The 17,185-nt window shown below is 29.0% G+C and carries 16 protein-coding genes and 1 pseudogene; 6 read left to right on the top strand and 11 right to left on the bottom strand.

All coding sequences use genetic code 11. From position 1 onward, the window contains the following. Positions 1–10: 10 nt before the first annotated feature. Together HNP67_RS02605 and HNP67_RS02600 are read left to right on the top strand one after the other, a co-directional pair. On the top strand, positions 11–883 hold the full coding sequence (locus tag HNP67_RS02605; protein ID WP_184124687.1) for an ABC transporter ATP-binding protein: 873 nt from the start codon (positions 11–13) through the stop codon (positions 881–883). A 2-nt stretch (positions 884–885) separates the two neighbouring features. Then, complete coding sequence (locus HNP67_RS02600; protein WP_184124685.1) at positions 886–1,857, top strand: ATP-binding cassette domain-containing protein; 972 nt, start codon at positions 886–888, stop codon at positions 1,855–1,857. A gap of 12 nt (positions 1,858–1,869) precedes the next feature. Here the strand turns inward: HNP67_RS02600 and HNP67_RS02595 are convergent, their stop codons facing one another. Next, the gene (locus HNP67_RS02595) at positions 1,870–2,601 is read right to left on the bottom strand and encodes an early set domain-containing protein (protein WP_184125260.1); all 732 of its coding nucleotides are present in this window, start codon (positions 2,599–2,601) and stop codon (positions 1,870–1,872) included. A gap of 139 nt (positions 2,602–2,740) precedes the next feature. On the opposite strand from HNP67_RS02595, the gene eno reads away from it, so the two are divergent. After that, positions 2,741–4,042: a phosphopyruvate hydratase gene (gene eno / locus HNP67_RS02590; protein WP_184124683.1), complete on the top strand. Its 1,302-nt coding sequence runs from the start codon at positions 2,741–2,743 to the stop codon at positions 4,040–4,042. A 65-nt stretch (positions 4,043–4,107) separates the two neighbouring features. Here eno and rpsI read toward each other — a convergent pair whose 3' ends face one another. From rpsI to HNP67_RS02545, 9 genes are read right to left on the bottom strand one after another with little or no spacing between them, the layout of a single operon-like run. Continuing rightward, entirely contained in the window at positions 4,108–4,518 is a 411-nt protein-coding gene (gene rpsI, locus HNP67_RS02585) for a 30S ribosomal protein S9 (protein ID WP_004790427.1), read from the bottom strand. Positions 4,519–4,532: 14 nt separating this feature from the next. Beyond that, positions 4,533–4,979 (bottom strand): 50S ribosomal protein L13, encoded by a 447-nt coding sequence (rplM, locus tag HNP67_RS02580; RefSeq protein ID WP_184124681.1) that lies wholly within the window; start codon positions 4,977–4,979, stop codon positions 4,533–4,535. A 51-nt stretch (positions 4,980–5,030) separates the two neighbouring features. Further along, positions 5,031–5,840: a hypothetical protein gene (locus tag HNP67_RS02575; RefSeq protein WP_184124679.1), complete on the bottom strand. Its 810-nt coding sequence runs from the start codon at positions 5,838–5,840 to the stop codon at positions 5,031–5,033. Continuing rightward, entirely contained in the window at positions 5,833–7,290 is a 1,458-nt protein-coding gene (gene gatB / locus HNP67_RS02570) for an Asp-tRNA(Asn)/Glu-tRNA(Gln) amidotransferase subunit GatB (protein ID WP_184124677.1), read from the bottom strand. The genes HNP67_RS02575 and gatB overlap by 8 nt, the downstream gene beginning before the upstream one ends. Further along, entirely contained in the window at positions 7,280–8,725 is a 1,446-nt protein-coding gene (gatA, locus tag HNP67_RS02565) for an Asp-tRNA(Asn)/Glu-tRNA(Gln) amidotransferase subunit GatA (RefSeq protein WP_184124675.1), read from the bottom strand. The genes gatB and gatA overlap by 11 nt, the downstream gene beginning before the upstream one ends. A gap of 10 nt (positions 8,726–8,735) precedes the next feature. Continuing rightward, the gene (gene gatC, locus HNP67_RS02560) at positions 8,736–9,011 is read right to left on the bottom strand and encodes an Asp-tRNA(Asn)/Glu-tRNA(Gln) amidotransferase subunit GatC (protein WP_184124673.1); all 276 of its coding nucleotides are present in this window, start codon (positions 9,009–9,011) and stop codon (positions 8,736–8,738) included. Positions 9,012–9,020: 9 nt separating this feature from the next. Further along, positions 9,021–11,117 carry an ATP-dependent helicase gene (locus tag HNP67_RS02555; protein WP_184124671.1) on the bottom strand — a complete coding sequence of 699 codons (2,097 nt, stop codon included), beginning with the start codon at positions 11,115–11,117 and terminating at the stop codon, positions 9,021–9,023. A gap of 2 nt (positions 11,118–11,119) precedes the next feature. Continuing rightward, positions 11,120–12,319: a BB_0345 family helix-turn-helix protein gene (locus HNP67_RS02550; RefSeq protein WP_184124669.1), complete on the bottom strand. Its 1,200-nt coding sequence runs from the start codon at positions 12,317–12,319 to the stop codon at positions 11,120–11,122. 11 nt (positions 12,320–12,330) lie between these two features. Further along, the gene (locus tag HNP67_RS02545) at positions 12,331–12,981 is read right to left on the bottom strand and encodes a LolA family protein (RefSeq protein WP_184124668.1); all 651 of its coding nucleotides are present in this window, start codon (positions 12,979–12,981) and stop codon (positions 12,331–12,333) included. 217 nt (positions 12,982–13,198) lie between these two features. Here HNP67_RS02545 and HNP67_RS02540 point away from each other — a divergent pair. The 3 genes and pseudogenes from HNP67_RS02540 (at position 13,199) to amrB (ending at position 16,872) form a co-directional block, all read left to right on the top strand. After that, positions 13,199–14,604: pseudogene (locus tag HNP67_RS02540) on the top strand (NFACT family protein). Positions 14,605–14,680: 76 nt separating this feature from the next. Continuing rightward, the gene (pyk, locus tag HNP67_RS02535) at positions 14,681–16,114 is read left to right on the top strand and encodes a pyruvate kinase (protein WP_184124667.1); all 1,434 of its coding nucleotides are present in this window, start codon (positions 14,681–14,683) and stop codon (positions 16,112–16,114) included. Between the two features lie 17 nt (positions 16,115–16,131). Further along, entirely contained in the window at positions 16,132–16,872 is a 741-nt protein-coding gene (gene amrB, locus HNP67_RS02530) for an AmmeMemoRadiSam system protein B (RefSeq protein ID WP_184125259.1), read from the top strand. Between the two features lie 18 nt (positions 16,873–16,890). On the opposite strand, the gene rpmB is transcribed toward amrB, so the two are convergent. Further along, entirely contained in the window at positions 16,891–17,169 is a 279-nt protein-coding gene (rpmB, locus tag HNP67_RS02525; protein ID WP_184124666.1) for a 50S ribosomal protein L28, read from the bottom strand. Positions 17,170–17,185 lie beyond the last annotated feature (16 nt).

Raw genomic sequence — 17,185 nt, 5'->3', positions numbered from 1 at the left:
GAGAAATTGAATGGAAAAAGAAAATATATTGGAAATAAAAAATTTAACAATTGAATTTAGATTAAAACATACAACAATTCATCCCGTAAGCAATATCAACCTATCTGTAAAAAGAGGAGAAATTAGAGCTATTGTTGGAGAATCTGGAAGTGGAAAATCAGTAACAAGTATGGCTATTTTAAAATTATTACCAGAACTTACAACAGTATATAAAAGTGGAGAAATACTGTTTGAAAATCAAGATCTGCTAAAACTTAGCGAAAAAGAACTTTTAAAAATCAGAGGTAATAAAATATCAATGATATTCCAAGACCCAATGACTTCATTAAATCCATTTTTAAGAATATCAACTCAACTTGAAGAAACAATAATCTTGCACCAAGGATTAGGAAAAAAAGAAGCCAAAGAAAAAGCAATAGAAATGCTAAAAACTGTTGGTGTTGTAAACGCAGAAGAGAGAATAAAACATTTTCCGCATCAATTTTCCGGAGGAATGAGACAAAGAGTTATGATTGCCATGGCCCTTAGCTGTCATCCGTCCTTACTAATAGCAGATGAACCAACAACAGCCCTTGATGTTACAATCCAAGAGCAAATATTATTATTAATCAAAAACCTATCTAAAAAATTCAATACTTCTACCATATTTATAACTCATGATCTTGCAGTTGTTGCTGAAATTTGTGATACAGTATCTGTAATGTATCAAGGAAAAATTGTAGAAGAGGGAACAGTAGAGGAAATATTTAATAATCCTAAACACCCTTACACCATTGGACTTTTAAAATCAATTCTTACACTAGAACACGATCCAAATAAAAAGCTTTATTCAATAAAAGAAAACCCTATTAAGATCACAAAAACCAGTGCTGAGGAGTTTTAAAAATGAGCAGTAAAAAAGAAATAATTCTTAAAGTAGAAAACTTAATGCAAACATTCACAACAGGAGAAGATTTTTTATTTTGGAAAAACAAACAAAAAGTAAATGCAGTAAACAATGTTAGCTTTGAAGTTGAAAAAAATAAAACTTTAGGACTCGTAGGAGAATCTGGCTGCGGCAAATCTACTACTCTTCGATCAATAATGCAGCTTTATACCCCAACTTCTGGAAATATTTACTTTAACGAAAAAAACATAACTAAACTTTCAAAAAAAGAACTCTTAAAAACAAAAAAAGATATGCAAATGGTATTTCAAGATCCTCATACTTCGCTTGATCCAAGAATGACAATAAAGGAAATAATAGCAGAACCACTAGAAATATACAATGAAAACAAAATCCTTCCAAAAACAAAGCAAGAAATAGAACAAAGGGTAAACGAACTAACAGATATTGTCGGATTACATAAAAGTATGTTAACCAGATATCCTCATGAATTTTCAGGAGGACAAAGACAAAGAATAGGAATTGCTAGAGCACTAGCTTTAAATCCCAAACTTTTACTTTTAGACGAAGCCGTTTCTGCACTTGATGTATCAATTAGAGCTCAAATTTTAAATCTGCTAAAAACTCTGCAAAAAGAATTCAATTTGTCTTATTTATTTATTTCTCATGACCTTGCTGTAGTAAAATATATGAGTGATAAAATTGCTGTAATGTACCTTGGAGTTATCCTAGAACTTGCACCCAGAGAAACGCTATTTTCAAACCCAATTCATCCATATACTAAAATGCTTATAGCATCAATTCCTGAAATCAACCCTGAAAAAAGAAAAAATAAAAATATAAAACTGGACGAACAAACTCTAGCAAACATTAGGAAAATTCATTTATCAACACAAGTACACCCAAAACTTGAAGAAGTAGAAAAAGATCACTTTGTATCTAAATACCTTTTTGATGAGATGAATAATTAAATAATTTAAAAGTTACTTATGGTCAAAGTAGGAAACTTCAAAATCAATTTTATTATCAATTCCCTCAACAAAGTATAAGTTAATTCTATTAACATTATTTTTATCTATTACTTTGTTACCAGAATCAACAAAATAATAGTAAATTCTATCTTTGGGTAAATTTTTAAGCTTAATAGTATAAATTCCCTTATTGTCTTCTTTCTCAATAAGCCTATTTAAAAAAGGATTAAAATTATTAAAACTACCAGCTATTGTAACTATTTGTCCGGGACGACCTATATAAAAAATTTCAATTTCATTGCTATCATATGATTGTATTGGATTTCTCAAAGAAATATAACTGGACTTCTCCTTAGCAACCTCAATTTTAGAAAATGGGATTAAATCCTCATTATAAACTACATTTTTATTATACTCATCATTAGTCCAAACACCGTCTACAATAAGCCTATATTTTATATTACTTGTACCATGAGGAATCTTGACTTTAACAAAAAAAACTCCATGCTCATTTTTTTTGTATAAATATTTCTTAGAATACTGATCAAAGTCAAAGGCAGCAAAAATTTTTCTAATTTCCTTATTGGAAGGATAAAATAATAATATACGATTGGAATCAACCATAGGCTCAAGATTGTCTTTTCTTGTTGAAACTTCTAGAAATTCATTTAAACTTAAATCAAAATCATAAATTAAATAATCATCTGAAAAAAGATTGTTAACACACAAAGCTACAAAAACCAATAAATACAAACACCTTTCTTTCATCGATTATACGCAATACTCACAATAATAATTCTTTTGGCAAAATACTACACATTTAAACTCTTTAACATTATACTAAAAACATACATTAAAGTAAATAATACGAGGAGTATAAAAAATGGGTTTTCACATTTATGAGATCAAAGCCAGACAAATTATTGATTCTAGAGGGAATCCAACAGTTGAAGCTGATGTCATTTTAGAAGATGGAACTTACGGAAGAGCTGCTGTACCATCAGGTGCATCAACAGGGATTAACGAAGCTGTTGAGCTTAGAGATGGAGATAAGTCAGTATATATGGGAAAAGGGGTTTTAAAAGCAATTGAAAATATAAAAAACATAATTGCCCCAGAACTTGAGGGTATGAGCGCCTTAAATCAGGTTGCAATCGACAGAAAAATGCTTGAACTTGATGGCACCCCTACAAAAGAAAAACTTGGTGCTAATGCAATATTAGCAGTTTCAATGGCTACAGCCAAAGCTGCTGCAAAGTACCTTGGACTCAAGCCTTATCAATATCTTGGAGCGTACAAAGCCAACATTTTGCCTACACCTATGTGTAATATTATTAATGGTGGTGCTCACTCTGATAACTCTGTTGACTTTCAGGAGTTCATGATAATGCCAGTAGGAGCAAAAACTTTTAGTGAAGCAATAAAGATGGCAGCAGAGGTTTTTCATACGCTAAAGGGCATTCTAAGTAGCAAAGGATATGCAACTTCTGTTGGAGATGAAGGAGGATTTGCTCCAAATTTAAAATCAAATGAAGAAGCTTGTGAAGTGATTATAGAGGCAATAAAGAAAGCGGGATATGAGCCTGAAAAAGACATTGCAATAGCTCTTGATCCAGCAACATCTGAGCTTTATGATCCACAAACAAAAAAATATGTACTTAAATGGTCAACAAAAGAAGAGCTTACTTCCGAACAAATGGTTGAATATTGGTCAAAGTGGATAGAAAAATATCCAATTATTTCAATTGAAGATGGCATGGCCGAAGAAGATTGGGATGGATGGAAAAAACTTACAGACAAAATTGGAAACAAAATACAACTTGTTGGAGATGATTTGTTTGTAACAAATACCTCGTTTCTTAAAAAAGGAATTGAAATGGGAGTTGCTAATTCAATCCTTATTAAGGTCAATCAAATTGGGACACTAACAGAAACATTTGAAGCTGTGGAAATGGCCAAAAAAGCAGGTTATACAGCAATAGTCTCCCACAGATCAGGAGAAACAGAAGATACAACAATAGCTGATCTTGTAGTAGCTCTTGGAACAGGACAAATCAAAACTGGCTCACTCTCAAGAACAGACAGAATAGCAAAATACAATCAACTCATAAGAATAGAGGAAGAATTGGAAACAACTGCTGAATACCACGGTAAAAACGTCTTTTATTCTATAAAACAAAAATAAATTAAATCCCTGTAAAGGGATTTTTTTTAATTAAATAAAAATGTAAAATATCTAAAAAAATAAAATTATCTTTTGGAAAATTGAAAACTTTTTCGTGCTTTTTTCTGCCCAAACTTTTTACGTTCAACCTTCCTTGAATCCCTTGTTAAAAACCCATTAGATCTCAAAATCATCTTATTAGATTCATCAAGTTCAAAAAGAGCCCTTGAAATACCATGCCTTATTGCCCCCGATTGACCTGAAATCCCTCCCCCATAAACATTAATATAAAGATCATATTTTCCAAGTGTATTTGTCAAAACCAAAGGCGATAGTGCCATTGTTCTTAAATTTTCAAGCTGAATGTAAGAGTCAAAGTCTCTATTATTTACTTTGATATTGCCACTACCCTCTCTAATGTAAACTCTAGCAACAGAAGATTTCCTCCTACCAGTTCCCATTGATAAATTAACATTGCTAAAATTTGATTTTTTCATTTTACCTCTCTAAATTAGCTTCCAAGCTTTATAGGATTTTGAGATTTAAGAGTATGCTCTGAACCAGGAAAGACTTTTAAATTTCTAAAAAGATCGCGCCCCAAAGGACCTTTTGGCAACATGCCCTTAATAGCAATCTCAAGAGGTGCACAAGGCTTTCTCTCTGACAATGTTCTAAAAGTATCAGAATAAAGACCTCCCGGATATCTTGAATGCCTATAATAAAGTTTTTGTTGATATTTTTTCCCCGTAAGCCTAACCTTAGAAGCATTAATAATAATAACATTGTCACCTAAATCTTGATGAGGAGTATAATAGGCTTTATGTTTGCCTCTTAAAATTTTAACAACATCCACAGCAACCTTACCTAAAATTCTATCTGCTGCATCAATTACATACCATTTTTTTTCAACAGTCTTTGGCTTAATCCAAATCGTAACATTATTGGTTATTTTATTCATAATAGCACATTACCCTTACTATAATTTTATGCATAAATCTCATTCATTGTATTATTTGTAAGGACCACTGTCAAGTCCATCAATAAACTTATTTTTAAGAGCAAAACAAACTTTTTTAAAATTATCCAGATCTCCTTTAGAAAACTTCAAAGGAACAATAGATGGAATGCTAAAATTTGGACTAATTAAATACCCAAATTTGAGAAATTCATTAAAAATTTCAGCATGATAACAAGCATCATAAAGAGGAAACATATACCTATCAGTTACTCTAAACAAAGGTGTGGCAAAAGAATTAAAATCAAAATCGATATTTTTCCTATAAAATAAAAGCTTGCTTAATGTATGCCTGGCTAAAGATAAAGTCACAGCATCAAAATTATCTTTAAATTCTATTTTTCTAGAAAGGTTGTCCATAACAACAATGCTAACAGACATAAACTCAGGCAAAGGAATATTGAAAATCATAGGATACTTAATATTCTCAAATCCTACTCTAAACTCATATATTTCCTCTTCTTTTTCCCAAGGCATAAAAAATTTATCCTTACCGGTTAAAGATAATAAAAATTCTTTTGCATCTTTTTCTAGCTTAAAAATATAAACAGACCCTGCCTCTTTAAAAAAAGTAAATACCAAATTGACAAACTGATTTTTAAAAACAGAAGGATAAGGAGATATCAAACCCCTTGACATAGTTTGTTTAAAAAGGCGATTTAAACCTTGAACCCTATAACCTAAAAAATTTTTTCCACCATTTAAATATAAATCCAAATATCTCTTACCATAAATATCATAAAGATAAAAAAATCTTGCCCTTTTTATCACTGGCAAATTGTCTACTAAAGGCATATTATACATTTGATAAACTTTCTAAAAGAATTTCATTTGCAAGTATAGGATTAATCTTTCCTGAAGATTTTTTCATTATTTGCCCCATCATAAATTTGATAGCATGATCTTTACCCTTTTTGTAAAGTTCAATTGATTTAGGATTTTCATCTAAAACTTCAAGCACAATCTGTTTAATGACAAACTTATCACTTACTTGCTCTAATTGATTTTCACTTATAACAACAGAAGCAGAAACTCCTCTAGTCATCATCTCTAAAAACACCCTTTTTGCCATTTTGCCACTTATTTTGCCAGCAACAATAAATTCAACAAGCTCTGTAATATGGCTTGGAAGCAAATTAAATTCAAGAACACTAATTCCTTTGTCATTAAGAACGCTTAAAACTTCAGACAATATCCAATTAACTACTTTTTTAGGCTCACTTGCATTAATAACAGCCTCTTCAAAATATTTAAGCAGGTGCTTATCTGCTGTTAAAGTAATAACATCAAAATCACTAAGCCCATATTGGGCTTTAAGTCTAGCTCTTGCATTAAATGGAAGTTCAATTAACTTTGAATTTTTAATATTATCAATATAAGAATCATCAATCTCTATTAAAGGTAGATCGGGTTCTTGAAAATATCGATAATCAGATACTGTCTCTTTATTTCTTTGAATAATTGTTGCTCCACTCTTATCATCAAATCCTCTAGTGTGCTTACCGCAAATATCAAGAGTTTTCCTAAATTGAACCCACTCCTGTTGCTGCCTTAATTCTTCATATTCAATGGCAGCTTTAATAGATTTAAAAGAATTTAAATTCTTTATTTCAGCTATAGGAGTTTTATGCTCAAAACCATCCTCTTTAACAATTAAATTAACATTCACATCACATCTAAAAGAACCATTCTCCATATTACATTCAGACAAATCAAGATACCTAAAAATTTCTCTTAAAGAACTTAGAAAAGCAACTGCCTCGTCCCCGCTGCTAATATCTGGGGCAGAAACAATCTCAAGCAAAGGAGCGCCCGAACGATTAAAATCAAGATAACTTTGATTTTCACTATCCAACAAATGCAGGCTCTTGCCAGAATCTTCTTCCATATGAATTCTAACAATGTTAATCTTTTTGGGCCCAGAAGGGGATTCAATTAATAAGCTTCCCCCCTCACAAATTGGCTTATCATTTTGCGAGATTTGATATCCTTTTGGCAAATCTGGATAATAGTAATGCTTTCTATCAAATTTAACAATATTTCTAATCTTTGAATTTGTGGCATGCCCTGCTAAAATTGCACTATTAATAAGCTCTACATTCACACTTGGCAATGAGCCAGGAAGCCCAAGGCAAATTGGACAAACACGAGAGTTAGGAACTCCTCCAAACTCATTCTTACATCCACAAAAAGCCTTTGTTTTTAACCCTAACTGAATATGAATTTCTAATCCAATAACTAATTTATATTCCATTCAATCCTAATTCCCTAATCACATTTTTTGAAAAACTTAAAAGTTCAAAATCCTTCTTGCTACGCCCAATAATTTGCATTCCAATTGACAATCCTTCCTCATCCTTAGAATAAGGAAGCGAAATAGCCGGAGCTCCAATAAGATTTGCAATTACAGTACAAATATCTGAATAATACATTTTAACAGGATCATCAAAATCCAAACCGATTCTAAAAGGCCTAACAAAGCTTGTTGGGGTAATAATAAAATCACAGCTTTCAAAAAGCTTGCTAAATTTAGGAATAATCAAATTTTGAAGAATTTCACAAGCTTTTGCATAATATTTGACATCGTACCCTTCTGACAATAAATAATTTCCAAGAACAATACGCCTTTTAACCTCTTCTGATAAAAAATTGCTCCTGTGTTTAAAATAAAAATCATTAAGACTCAAGCTTTCAGGGATTCTTTTGCCATAACAAAGCGCAGTATAACGAGAAAGATTGGAGGATGCTTCAACAGGAGAAATTGTATAATAAATTGATAAAATAAAATTAATCTCTTCTATTGAAACTTCTTTTATATTAATACCTTTTGACAAAAGGTCTAATTTAAATTTGGCAAAACTACTTGCAACATTTTTATCCATTAAATCTTCGCCAAGTTCTTTGATTACAACTAAATTTTTACCTTGCAACGACTCAATTTTTAAAGGATAAAAATCATCAAAAATGTCTACGCTAGTAGCATCCATTTTATCAGATCCACAAGTATGCCTTAAAATCAAAGCAATATCTTCAATAGAATGAGAAAAAAATCCTATTTGGTCAAAAGACGAAGCATAAGATGCAAGCCCATAGCGAGAAAGACCTCCATAAGAAGGCTTAAACCCCAAAATTCCTGAAAAAGATGCGGGAAGTCTGACAGAACCCCCAGTATCACTACCAAGCGAAAAAGGTGCCTGAAAAGCTGCAACTACAGCTGCAGAGCCCCCAGAGCTACCGCCTATAACATATTCTCTATTTAAAGGATTTAAAGTTGCACCATAATAAGAAAATTCACAAGTAGATCCCATAGCAAATTCATCCATATTGGTTCTGCCAATTAAAATTGCTCCTTTCTTCTTAAGCCTTTTAATTACAGTCGCATCATAAGGAGAAATATAGCCTTTTAAAATTTCAGAAGCGCAAGTTAAAGATTTATCTTGAATTGAAATATTATCTTTAACTGCAATAAGCATACCAATTAAAGGCAAATCTTTTAATTCACAATTTTTTAAACAATCGTCATACTTTTTTGCAATCTCTAAAGAATCATCAAAAAATTCAATATATCCATTGATATCTTTATTTAATTCATAATTATTTTTATAAGCAAGTAAAATATCATAAATTTTATATTTTCTAGTTAAAACTAATTCTTGAATTTTGGTTAAAGTTAAATTACTTAAATCCAATACCTTATCCCTATTCTAATATTTTAGGAGATGAAAAATATCCATCTAAAAACGAATTACTAAACTTTTTAATTGATTCAATAGGAAGAGAAAATCTTACTTTATCCTCGCGCAACGTAGAAATCTTTTTCTTATTAGCATCAAAATTAATTTGAACCTCAAAATTTGCAATTTCATTAACTAACCTAATAACTTTCTCAAATTTTGAAATAAACTTATCTTCACTTTCTTTACTAAGTGTCACTAAGCTTAATTTTAAGCTATTTGCTAAATGTATATCTTTCAAAATAAACCCCTAAATTTTGATAATTTTTTTAATATACTCAGGACTCAAAATAGCTTTCTTACCATTTCTCAAACTAATTTTAACAAACTGTAAGTTGCTTTGGTACCAGCTATCAACAACTATTCCCTTTTCTCCATTATAAATTATATAATCCCCAATATTAAATCTAATATCCCTCTTATTATCAATAAAAAAATTATTAAAATTCTCTTTTAAATACTCAGGAATAAAGATAATGTCATAAGAGTTTTTATCAATATCTTGGAAAAAAACGGAAGGCAAAGTGCCTTTATAAGAACCTCTAAAAGCTCGCCTTAAATTTAAGGTAACAATAAGCTCTGATTTAGCTCTTGTGATTGCAACATAAAAAAGCCTTCTTTCCTCTTCAAGCCTATCTTCCGTTAATTCTTCAATTTCAGCAGGCAAAAGACCTTTCTCAAGCCCAGAAATCACAACTCTATCAAATTCCAACCCCTTAACACCGTGAATTGAAGACAAAAGTATATTGGACTTAAAATCTCCAGAAATTAAAGGAGAAAGTGAAGAATTTTCTAAAAATATAGCAAGACCTTCAAATGTGCCTGAATATTCAATTCCACTATTAATAAGTTCATCAATATTTCTTAACTTTTCGTCCTTATCAAATTTTTTATAATAATCTAAAAGACCAAACTTAATTACAACATCCTCAATAAAAGTAGATAAATTAATGTAATTATCTTCAAAAAGTTTTTTATCTAGCTCATCATAAACATTTAAAAACAATAAAAGAGACTCTTTGGCTCTATTTTTAAGCAAACTTAAAGTCTTTTTACTTGCACAAAACAAATTAAAATTAACATCTTCATCGTTTAAAGCACTAATTATTTTGTCTAGAGTAGTTTTTCCAATTCCTCTAGAAGGCTTGTTTATCATTCTCAAGAAAGATATTTTATCCCTCTTGTTTATAAAAAACCTAAGCAAACAAATAATATCTTTTATTTCCTCTCTATCATAAAATTTAATTGATCCTAAAACCTTGTACGGGATATTCTTCTTTAAAAAAGATGTTTCAAAATGAAAAGATTGAGAATTAAATCTATAAAGTATTGCTGTCTGAATATCATTGGAAATAAGCAAATTAGAAAAATATTCAGCTTCATCTGAAGTGCTTTGAAAAACTAAAAATTTCATCCTTTTGCCAGAACTATTTTGAGTTGTTATTTCTTTCTCATATCTATTTTTATTTTTTGAAATAACCTGATTTGCAATGCTCACTATATTTGAATTTGAGCGATAATTTTGCACTAAATAAAATTTAATAACATTACAGAAAGTTTTTTCAAATTCAAGAATATTTTCAATTCTAGCTCCCCTAAAAGAATATATCGACTGATCTTCATCTCCTACGACCATAAAATACATACCATCCAAATAAAGTTCTTTTAGAAATAAAAACTGTGAATAATTTGTATCTTGATACTCATCTACAAAAATAACTTTAAATCTGGATTGAATAGATTCTTTTAGGGATTTAGACTGCCTCAGCATTAAAATAGGCTTAATAATAAGATCTGAGAAATCAAAAGCATTATTTTTGGCTTTCTCTTCCTCATAAATTTTAATATACTCATATTCCTTTTCTGTAAATTCAATAAATTTTTCTAAGAAAAAATTTTCCTTGTCTTTTAAAATCAAAGCTGCAATATGTTTTGCTAGTTCAAGATTTGGAGCAAGATCAATTTGTTTGACAAATTTAACAACATCATTGGTATCCCAAATTGTAAAATTTGAATCATAATTTTTGTCAAAATCCTTATAGTAAACTCTCAAAAGCCAAGCCCCAAAAGAATGAAAAGTTTGAATATGAAGCTTTTTGTCAAATTTAAAAAGATCATTTATCCTATCATTCATTTCATTTGCAGCTTTATTAGTAAAAGTTAAAGCTAAAATTTCATTAGGATCTATATTCATATGTTTGATTAAATACACAATTTTTGCAATTATAACTCTTGTTTTACCACTTCCAGGCCCTGCTAAAACAAGCATTGGATTTTTACTTTTACTAAAAACAATTTTTTCCTGAGAAGTATTCAAGCTAGAAAAAAATTTTTTTATTTTATCCATTATTAATAAACTTCAGAAACCTTAAGATCAAACCCCGAGGGGGTCTTTACCCAAAAGAATTGGACAGCAAAAATTTCTTTTCCCTGCTCCTTCAAAAAAGAAGTAATATCTCTGTCATTAAGAATAATATTAACATCAGAAAGTCTTGAAAAGAATAGTATCAAAGATTTTTCAAAAGCTAAATTAATAGGAATGCCTTTGGATGCAAAAAGAGACTTGCCATAAAGATTGTTTTCATCAGCATATCTAAAAAATGTATCATTTAAAAAATCGATTTTCAAATCAACATTTGAAAGTTTTTGAGAAGAATATAGGGTAAGATAATTGCTACTTGGTAATTTTTCAGTTCCTTTAACATCAAACTCCCAATTTAAAATATTAAATCTACTGTCAATATTAGTTTCAGATACATATTTAACATTTAAAGCAAAAGACTCTAAACTTATATGAGCTATTTTCAACTTATCATAATAATAATTCTCATAAATAATTTTGACTCTAATATTATCATCAAGATTTATCTCTTTAAATTCTCCTAAATTTAAAATATTTTTACTTTTTTTAGACTCATCAACAATAACTAAATCATCGCTAATAAACATTGTTCTATATTTTGTAGTATCATCACCATATGTTAAAGATAAAAAATCCCCCTCTTTAAGAGAAACATTCCAAAAATTCTTTTTATCAAAAGACACTTCATGAATATTTGAAATTATCTTTTCATCCTGACTAAGCTTGAAAAATTTTTTAAAATAAACTTCCACTTCTTTAAAATAAAAGAATACAAATAATAACAAAAGAACACCAACAATACCTAAAAAGATTTTCAAAATACTTAAAGATTCTAAACTAAAAAAACCCAATTTTTTGTCTAAAACTTTATTATTACCTAAAAATCCTAAATTTGAAATTTTATCTTCAGATCTAATCCCAATATAACTATTATTAAGTCTACTTTTATAATCTTTAAAAAGTGTTGATATTAATCTAGAATCAATATCTAAATATTCGCTATAAGTTCTTAAAAATCCTACAGCCAAAACTTCGTTTGGAAAAATTTCAGTATTAGAATCTTCAAGAGCTTTAAGATACTTAACAGAAATTTTAATATCATCGGCTACCATTTCAAGAGTCAGATTTTTACCATTTCTAACTTTTCTCAAATAACTCCCAAATTTAATAAAATCATTTTCTTCCATAGATTTAAACCTTAATTTTTTTTAATATCATATAAAAAATTATCTACTTTATTTGAAGATTTTGGAGGATCATATTTAAATTTACTATCAAGAATTCCAACATTAAACTTCACAGCAGTTAAATCAATAACTATTTCTCGCCCACCACTAGTAGGAAAAGCAGTAATTCTTCTAATCATTCCATCCGGAGTAAAAGCAATAATAAAAGAATTAATAGTAGCAGCACCCTTGTAAAGCTTTCTAGAAAAGGTTAGTTTAATATATTTTCCAGGCTCAGATGAATCTAGATCTTCTAGATTTGGAGAATTGGTATAAGATACGCTGTACTCACTACTTAAAACTTTCATAAGACCTCCTCCGCTACTACCCTTTACTAATTGCTGATTAAAAGATGTCCCAAGAGATGGAACATAAACTGTCAAAAATTCACCATCGCTTACAAAAACTTGATTATTTGAATCTAGATTAATAATAAACTTGTCTGGAAACTTATAAAGCAAAACACCTGTTTGCTTTAACCCCTTTAAAGTAAAATTAATTGTTGCTTGCATATCCTCTATATTTTGATATTTAGCATAAATTCCTTCAAAATATTGATTTGCAGATATTTGAGAAAACGCAACAACAGGATACAAAACTAATAAAAGTATTGTTTTTATCATTCTATAAACTCTTATTATTAAGCTTAAGCTATTAACAAAACTACATTTAAACTATTTATTGCCAATAAACTTTATTTCCATAATACTACATATAATGGAAATAAACTATTAATAATAGTAATAGTTTAATACATAAAATAAAAATTTAAAGCTTAGGTATAAACACCTTAAAAGAATTGGAATTTAATAACAATGTCTTTGAATTAAGCTGAAATAAATATCTTTAATTAAAAAAATTCCTTTCACAAACTCTTTAATAATAAAAATAATACAACCAGATTACAAAAGTTTGATTTTAGAAATTTACAATAAGATTGAAAATAAAAAATTTAAAATACTAATCTCTTTAAATCAAAACACTACAAGATTCCATATAACAAAAAAAATTCAAAAAAATGCTTTAAAATTAAAATTTTCTGACTTCTTAAAATCAAAAATTCACAATGGGAAAATTATAAAAGCTTTCCAAATGAAAAATGAAAGAATCATTTCTCTTGAAATTTTAAAAAAGGACACAATCATCTTATTTATTAAATTGTGGCATCCTCTTCAAATATAATAGCTACAAACTCAAACTTCAAAAAACTAGATGCATATTACATAGGACCACAAATAAAAGAAACAGAGGGCGAAATCTTTTTAAAAGCTAAAGAAATACATGAAAGCAAAAAATACCATACAAAAAATTATGAACTTGAAAGAAGACTACAATAATACCAGCTATACATCTTATTCTGAATTTCTTGAAAATTACTACGAATCACTTAGCAATCAAATTAAAAAAACCAATGCAAAAGAATTACTTATTGAAAAATATAAAAAGAGTTAATTGTTTTGGGAAAAGAATAGACTCTTTAAAACAACAAATTAAACTGATTGAAAACATTGGAAACGAAAAGGAAAAAGCGAGTTGATTTTATTAAATAAAAACAAAATACAAAAAGAGATTAAAGAAATAAACCTTTTAAATTATAAAGAAGAAAAAATAAAAATATCCTTAAACCAATCATTATCACCAAAAGAAAATGCCTTGCAATTTAAGCACATAAAAAGGACAAAAATTCTTTTAAAGCCATACAAAATCAATTAAAAAATAATCTAGATAAATTTAATTTAATTCAATCAAAAATAACAATGTTAAAAGTCGAAAATTTCATCCCAGAAGAAAAATATATTCAAGAAAAAACTGCCATCAAAGAAAAAGAAAAAGAAAAAGCACCAAAAATAGTCTTGCATTTTATCCATTGTGAATTTGAAATTCTTATTGGAAGAAATGTAAAAGAAAACGATAAACTTAAGACATTGCGCTAGAGAAAATGAATATTGGCTTCACACAAGAGATTATCCTGAAACTTATGTTTTTATTCAAAATAAAAACAATAAAACTTCTTGCCTTGATGTTCTTTTGGCTACTGGTAATTTATGCGTATTTTACACAAAATTAGCAAAAACCTTGGGAAAAACGGATCTTTACTACACTCAAGTTAAAAATTTAATAATAGTTAAAAGCAAAAGCTGGGGCCTTATAATTCCAAAAGCAGAAAAAATTTACATATTAAGCTAGATGAAAATCTAATAAAAAAATTAAAAAATCAAACCCAAACACCACTAATAGCAAAGTAAAGTTTTGAATTTTTTACAAAATATTGTTATTCAAAGACAAAAAGCATAAAATTTATAAAAATGGAGGAAGAACTTTATGATTTCAAAGTTAACAAAAATTGTAGCAACAATATCTGATCTTAGATGCGAACCAGAACATATAAAAGATTTATACGATGCAGGGGTAAATGTTATAAGGCTAAATACTGCTCATCAATCACACGAAGATACAATAAAAGTAATCGACAATGTTAGAAAAATTTCAAATAAAATAGCTCTAATGATTGATACAAAAGGACCAGAAGTTAGAACAGCAAATATTGAAAATCCCATTATTGTAAAAACTGGAGACAAAGTAATCATTTCAACTTCGCCTATTAATGAGCCTAACAGCTTTCAAACCAATTATGATGGATTTGTTAAAGAAGTACCCCAAGGATCTAAAGTGCTAATTGATGACGGTGAGCTTGAAATGACTGTTGTTACCAAATTGCCTGACCGATTAATTTGTGAAATTAAAAACGACGGCCAAATTAAAAATAAAAAATCAATCAACACTCCTGGAATTTCTCTTAAGCTACAATCAGTAACCGAAAAAGACAAAGGATTCATTGAGCTTGCGGCAAAATATAATGTTGATTTTATTGCCCATTCGTTTGTAAGACATTCCAAAGACGTTCAAGATGTTCAAGAAATTTTAAATGCTGCTGGAAATCCTGATGTGAAAATCATATCCAAAATCGAAAATCAAGAAGGAATTGACAACATTGAAGAAATTGTAAAAGCCTCTTACGGAATAATGGTTGCAAGAGGAGATATGGGGGTTGAAATTCCTGCAGAAGATGTGCCCATTGCTCAACTTAAAATAACACAAACCTGCGTAAAATATGGAATACCCGTGATTACAGCAACTCAAATGCTTCATACAATGATTGAAAATCCAAGACCTACCAGAGCAGAAGTATCTGACATAGCTAACGCTATTTTAAACGGCACAGACGCAATTATGTTATCCGGAGAAACCGCCTACGGAAAATACCCAATTGAAGCTGTAAAAATGATGACAAGTATTGCTAAAAAAGTTGAAAAACACAGAAAAATGACCTTATATAAGGATGAACTTTTTTACGATAAAAACATTACAAGAAACTATATTATCAAATGTGCAATTGATGCCACAAAACTTATGGACGTAAAAGCAATCATTGTAGATTCTCTAAAAGGCAAAACCGCAAGAATAATGGCAACTTACAGAGCAAGTGCTCCATTATTTATTACAACAAATAGCGAGAGACTGGCAAGAGAATTAGCATTATCTTATGGAGTTTATTCTAATCTTGTAGACAATAATTTTAAAAGAACTACCGAATTTGTAGTAACTTCTCTTAAAATGTTAAAAGAACAAAGCATTGTTAATGACAAAGATACTGTAATAATTATTTCTGGCAACCCAAATAGAAATATTGAAAAAGGAACAGAATTTATGGAAATAAACACAGTAGAAGATGCAATTAAAGGACGAAATATATAAAGCAAGTTAGAAAATCCCTGGTTGAAAACATATTTTATTCAAATAAGGCAAATAGCTTGCCGTTTAAGTTGGAAGAAAAAAAAACTCACAAAGCCATCCTAACAGGTTATGGAAATTATGAGTTTTTTTTAAAAAATGAATATTTGTTTAAAAAAATAATATCAAATCAAACTAATAATGTATTTATAATCTCTGAGGCAAAAAGCAATTCTTTAATTAATATATCCAATCACCATGTGTGGAAAATTTTTAATAAAAACATTAAAGTAAACCTAAAGATATTAAAATTATTAAAAAATTTAAATTTTACTAATATAGACGATAAATTAATCGAAAATGATCATAAAATTGAAATTACATTGAATTTTATTAGCAATATAAAGGAAAATATAAAAATAATTCCAATAATTTTTGGAAAAACTTGCAATAAGCACTTACTAAAATTTTGTGAGTTTTTAAAACCTTTTATAAGCAGAGAAGAAAATTCATTTATTTTGTTATCTTGCTTTATTTCAAAATCTACAAATATAAAAAAAGCCTTAAAGCTTGAGGAACATTTAAAGCATCTACTCCTTGAAGAAAAATTGCCTAATCTCAATCTAATATTAGAAAACTATAAATCAAAAAAAATATTTCCGGAAAACATAAATGCAATCATGGCTATTTCAAGCCTTTTTAAAAATTTCGAATTTACAGACTCAAAAATAACATTTAACTCCCCAGAATATTTGATATCAAGCAGTATTCTAATAAGATAAAATTGTCAAAATTAAAATTTATAAAAAGTTTTCTATTCTTTTGCAGTTTTTCTTTAAAAAAGCATCAAGCCCTATCTTTGAAATACTTCTTAATGCATTAGCAGAAACCTTAATGTTAACACTTCTTCTAAGATTTGGAATAAAAAATTTTTTATTTATTAAATTAACCTTAAAGGTTCTTTTGGTTTTTACTCCAATATGTTGCCCAGCACCACCTTTTTTCTTAGCAAGACCCTTCCTTGGAACATTGTTTCCAAACATGGTTTTTTTCCCTGTTATCTCACACTTCCTAGCCATTCTAGCACTCCTTCAA

It is taken from the genome of Borreliella californiensis (assembly GCF_014205885.1).
Taxonomy (GTDB): Bacteria; Spirochaetota; Spirochaetia; order Borreliales; family Borreliaceae; genus Borreliella; species Borreliella californiensis.
This window is presented reverse-complemented; position numbering and strand designations above follow the sequence as displayed.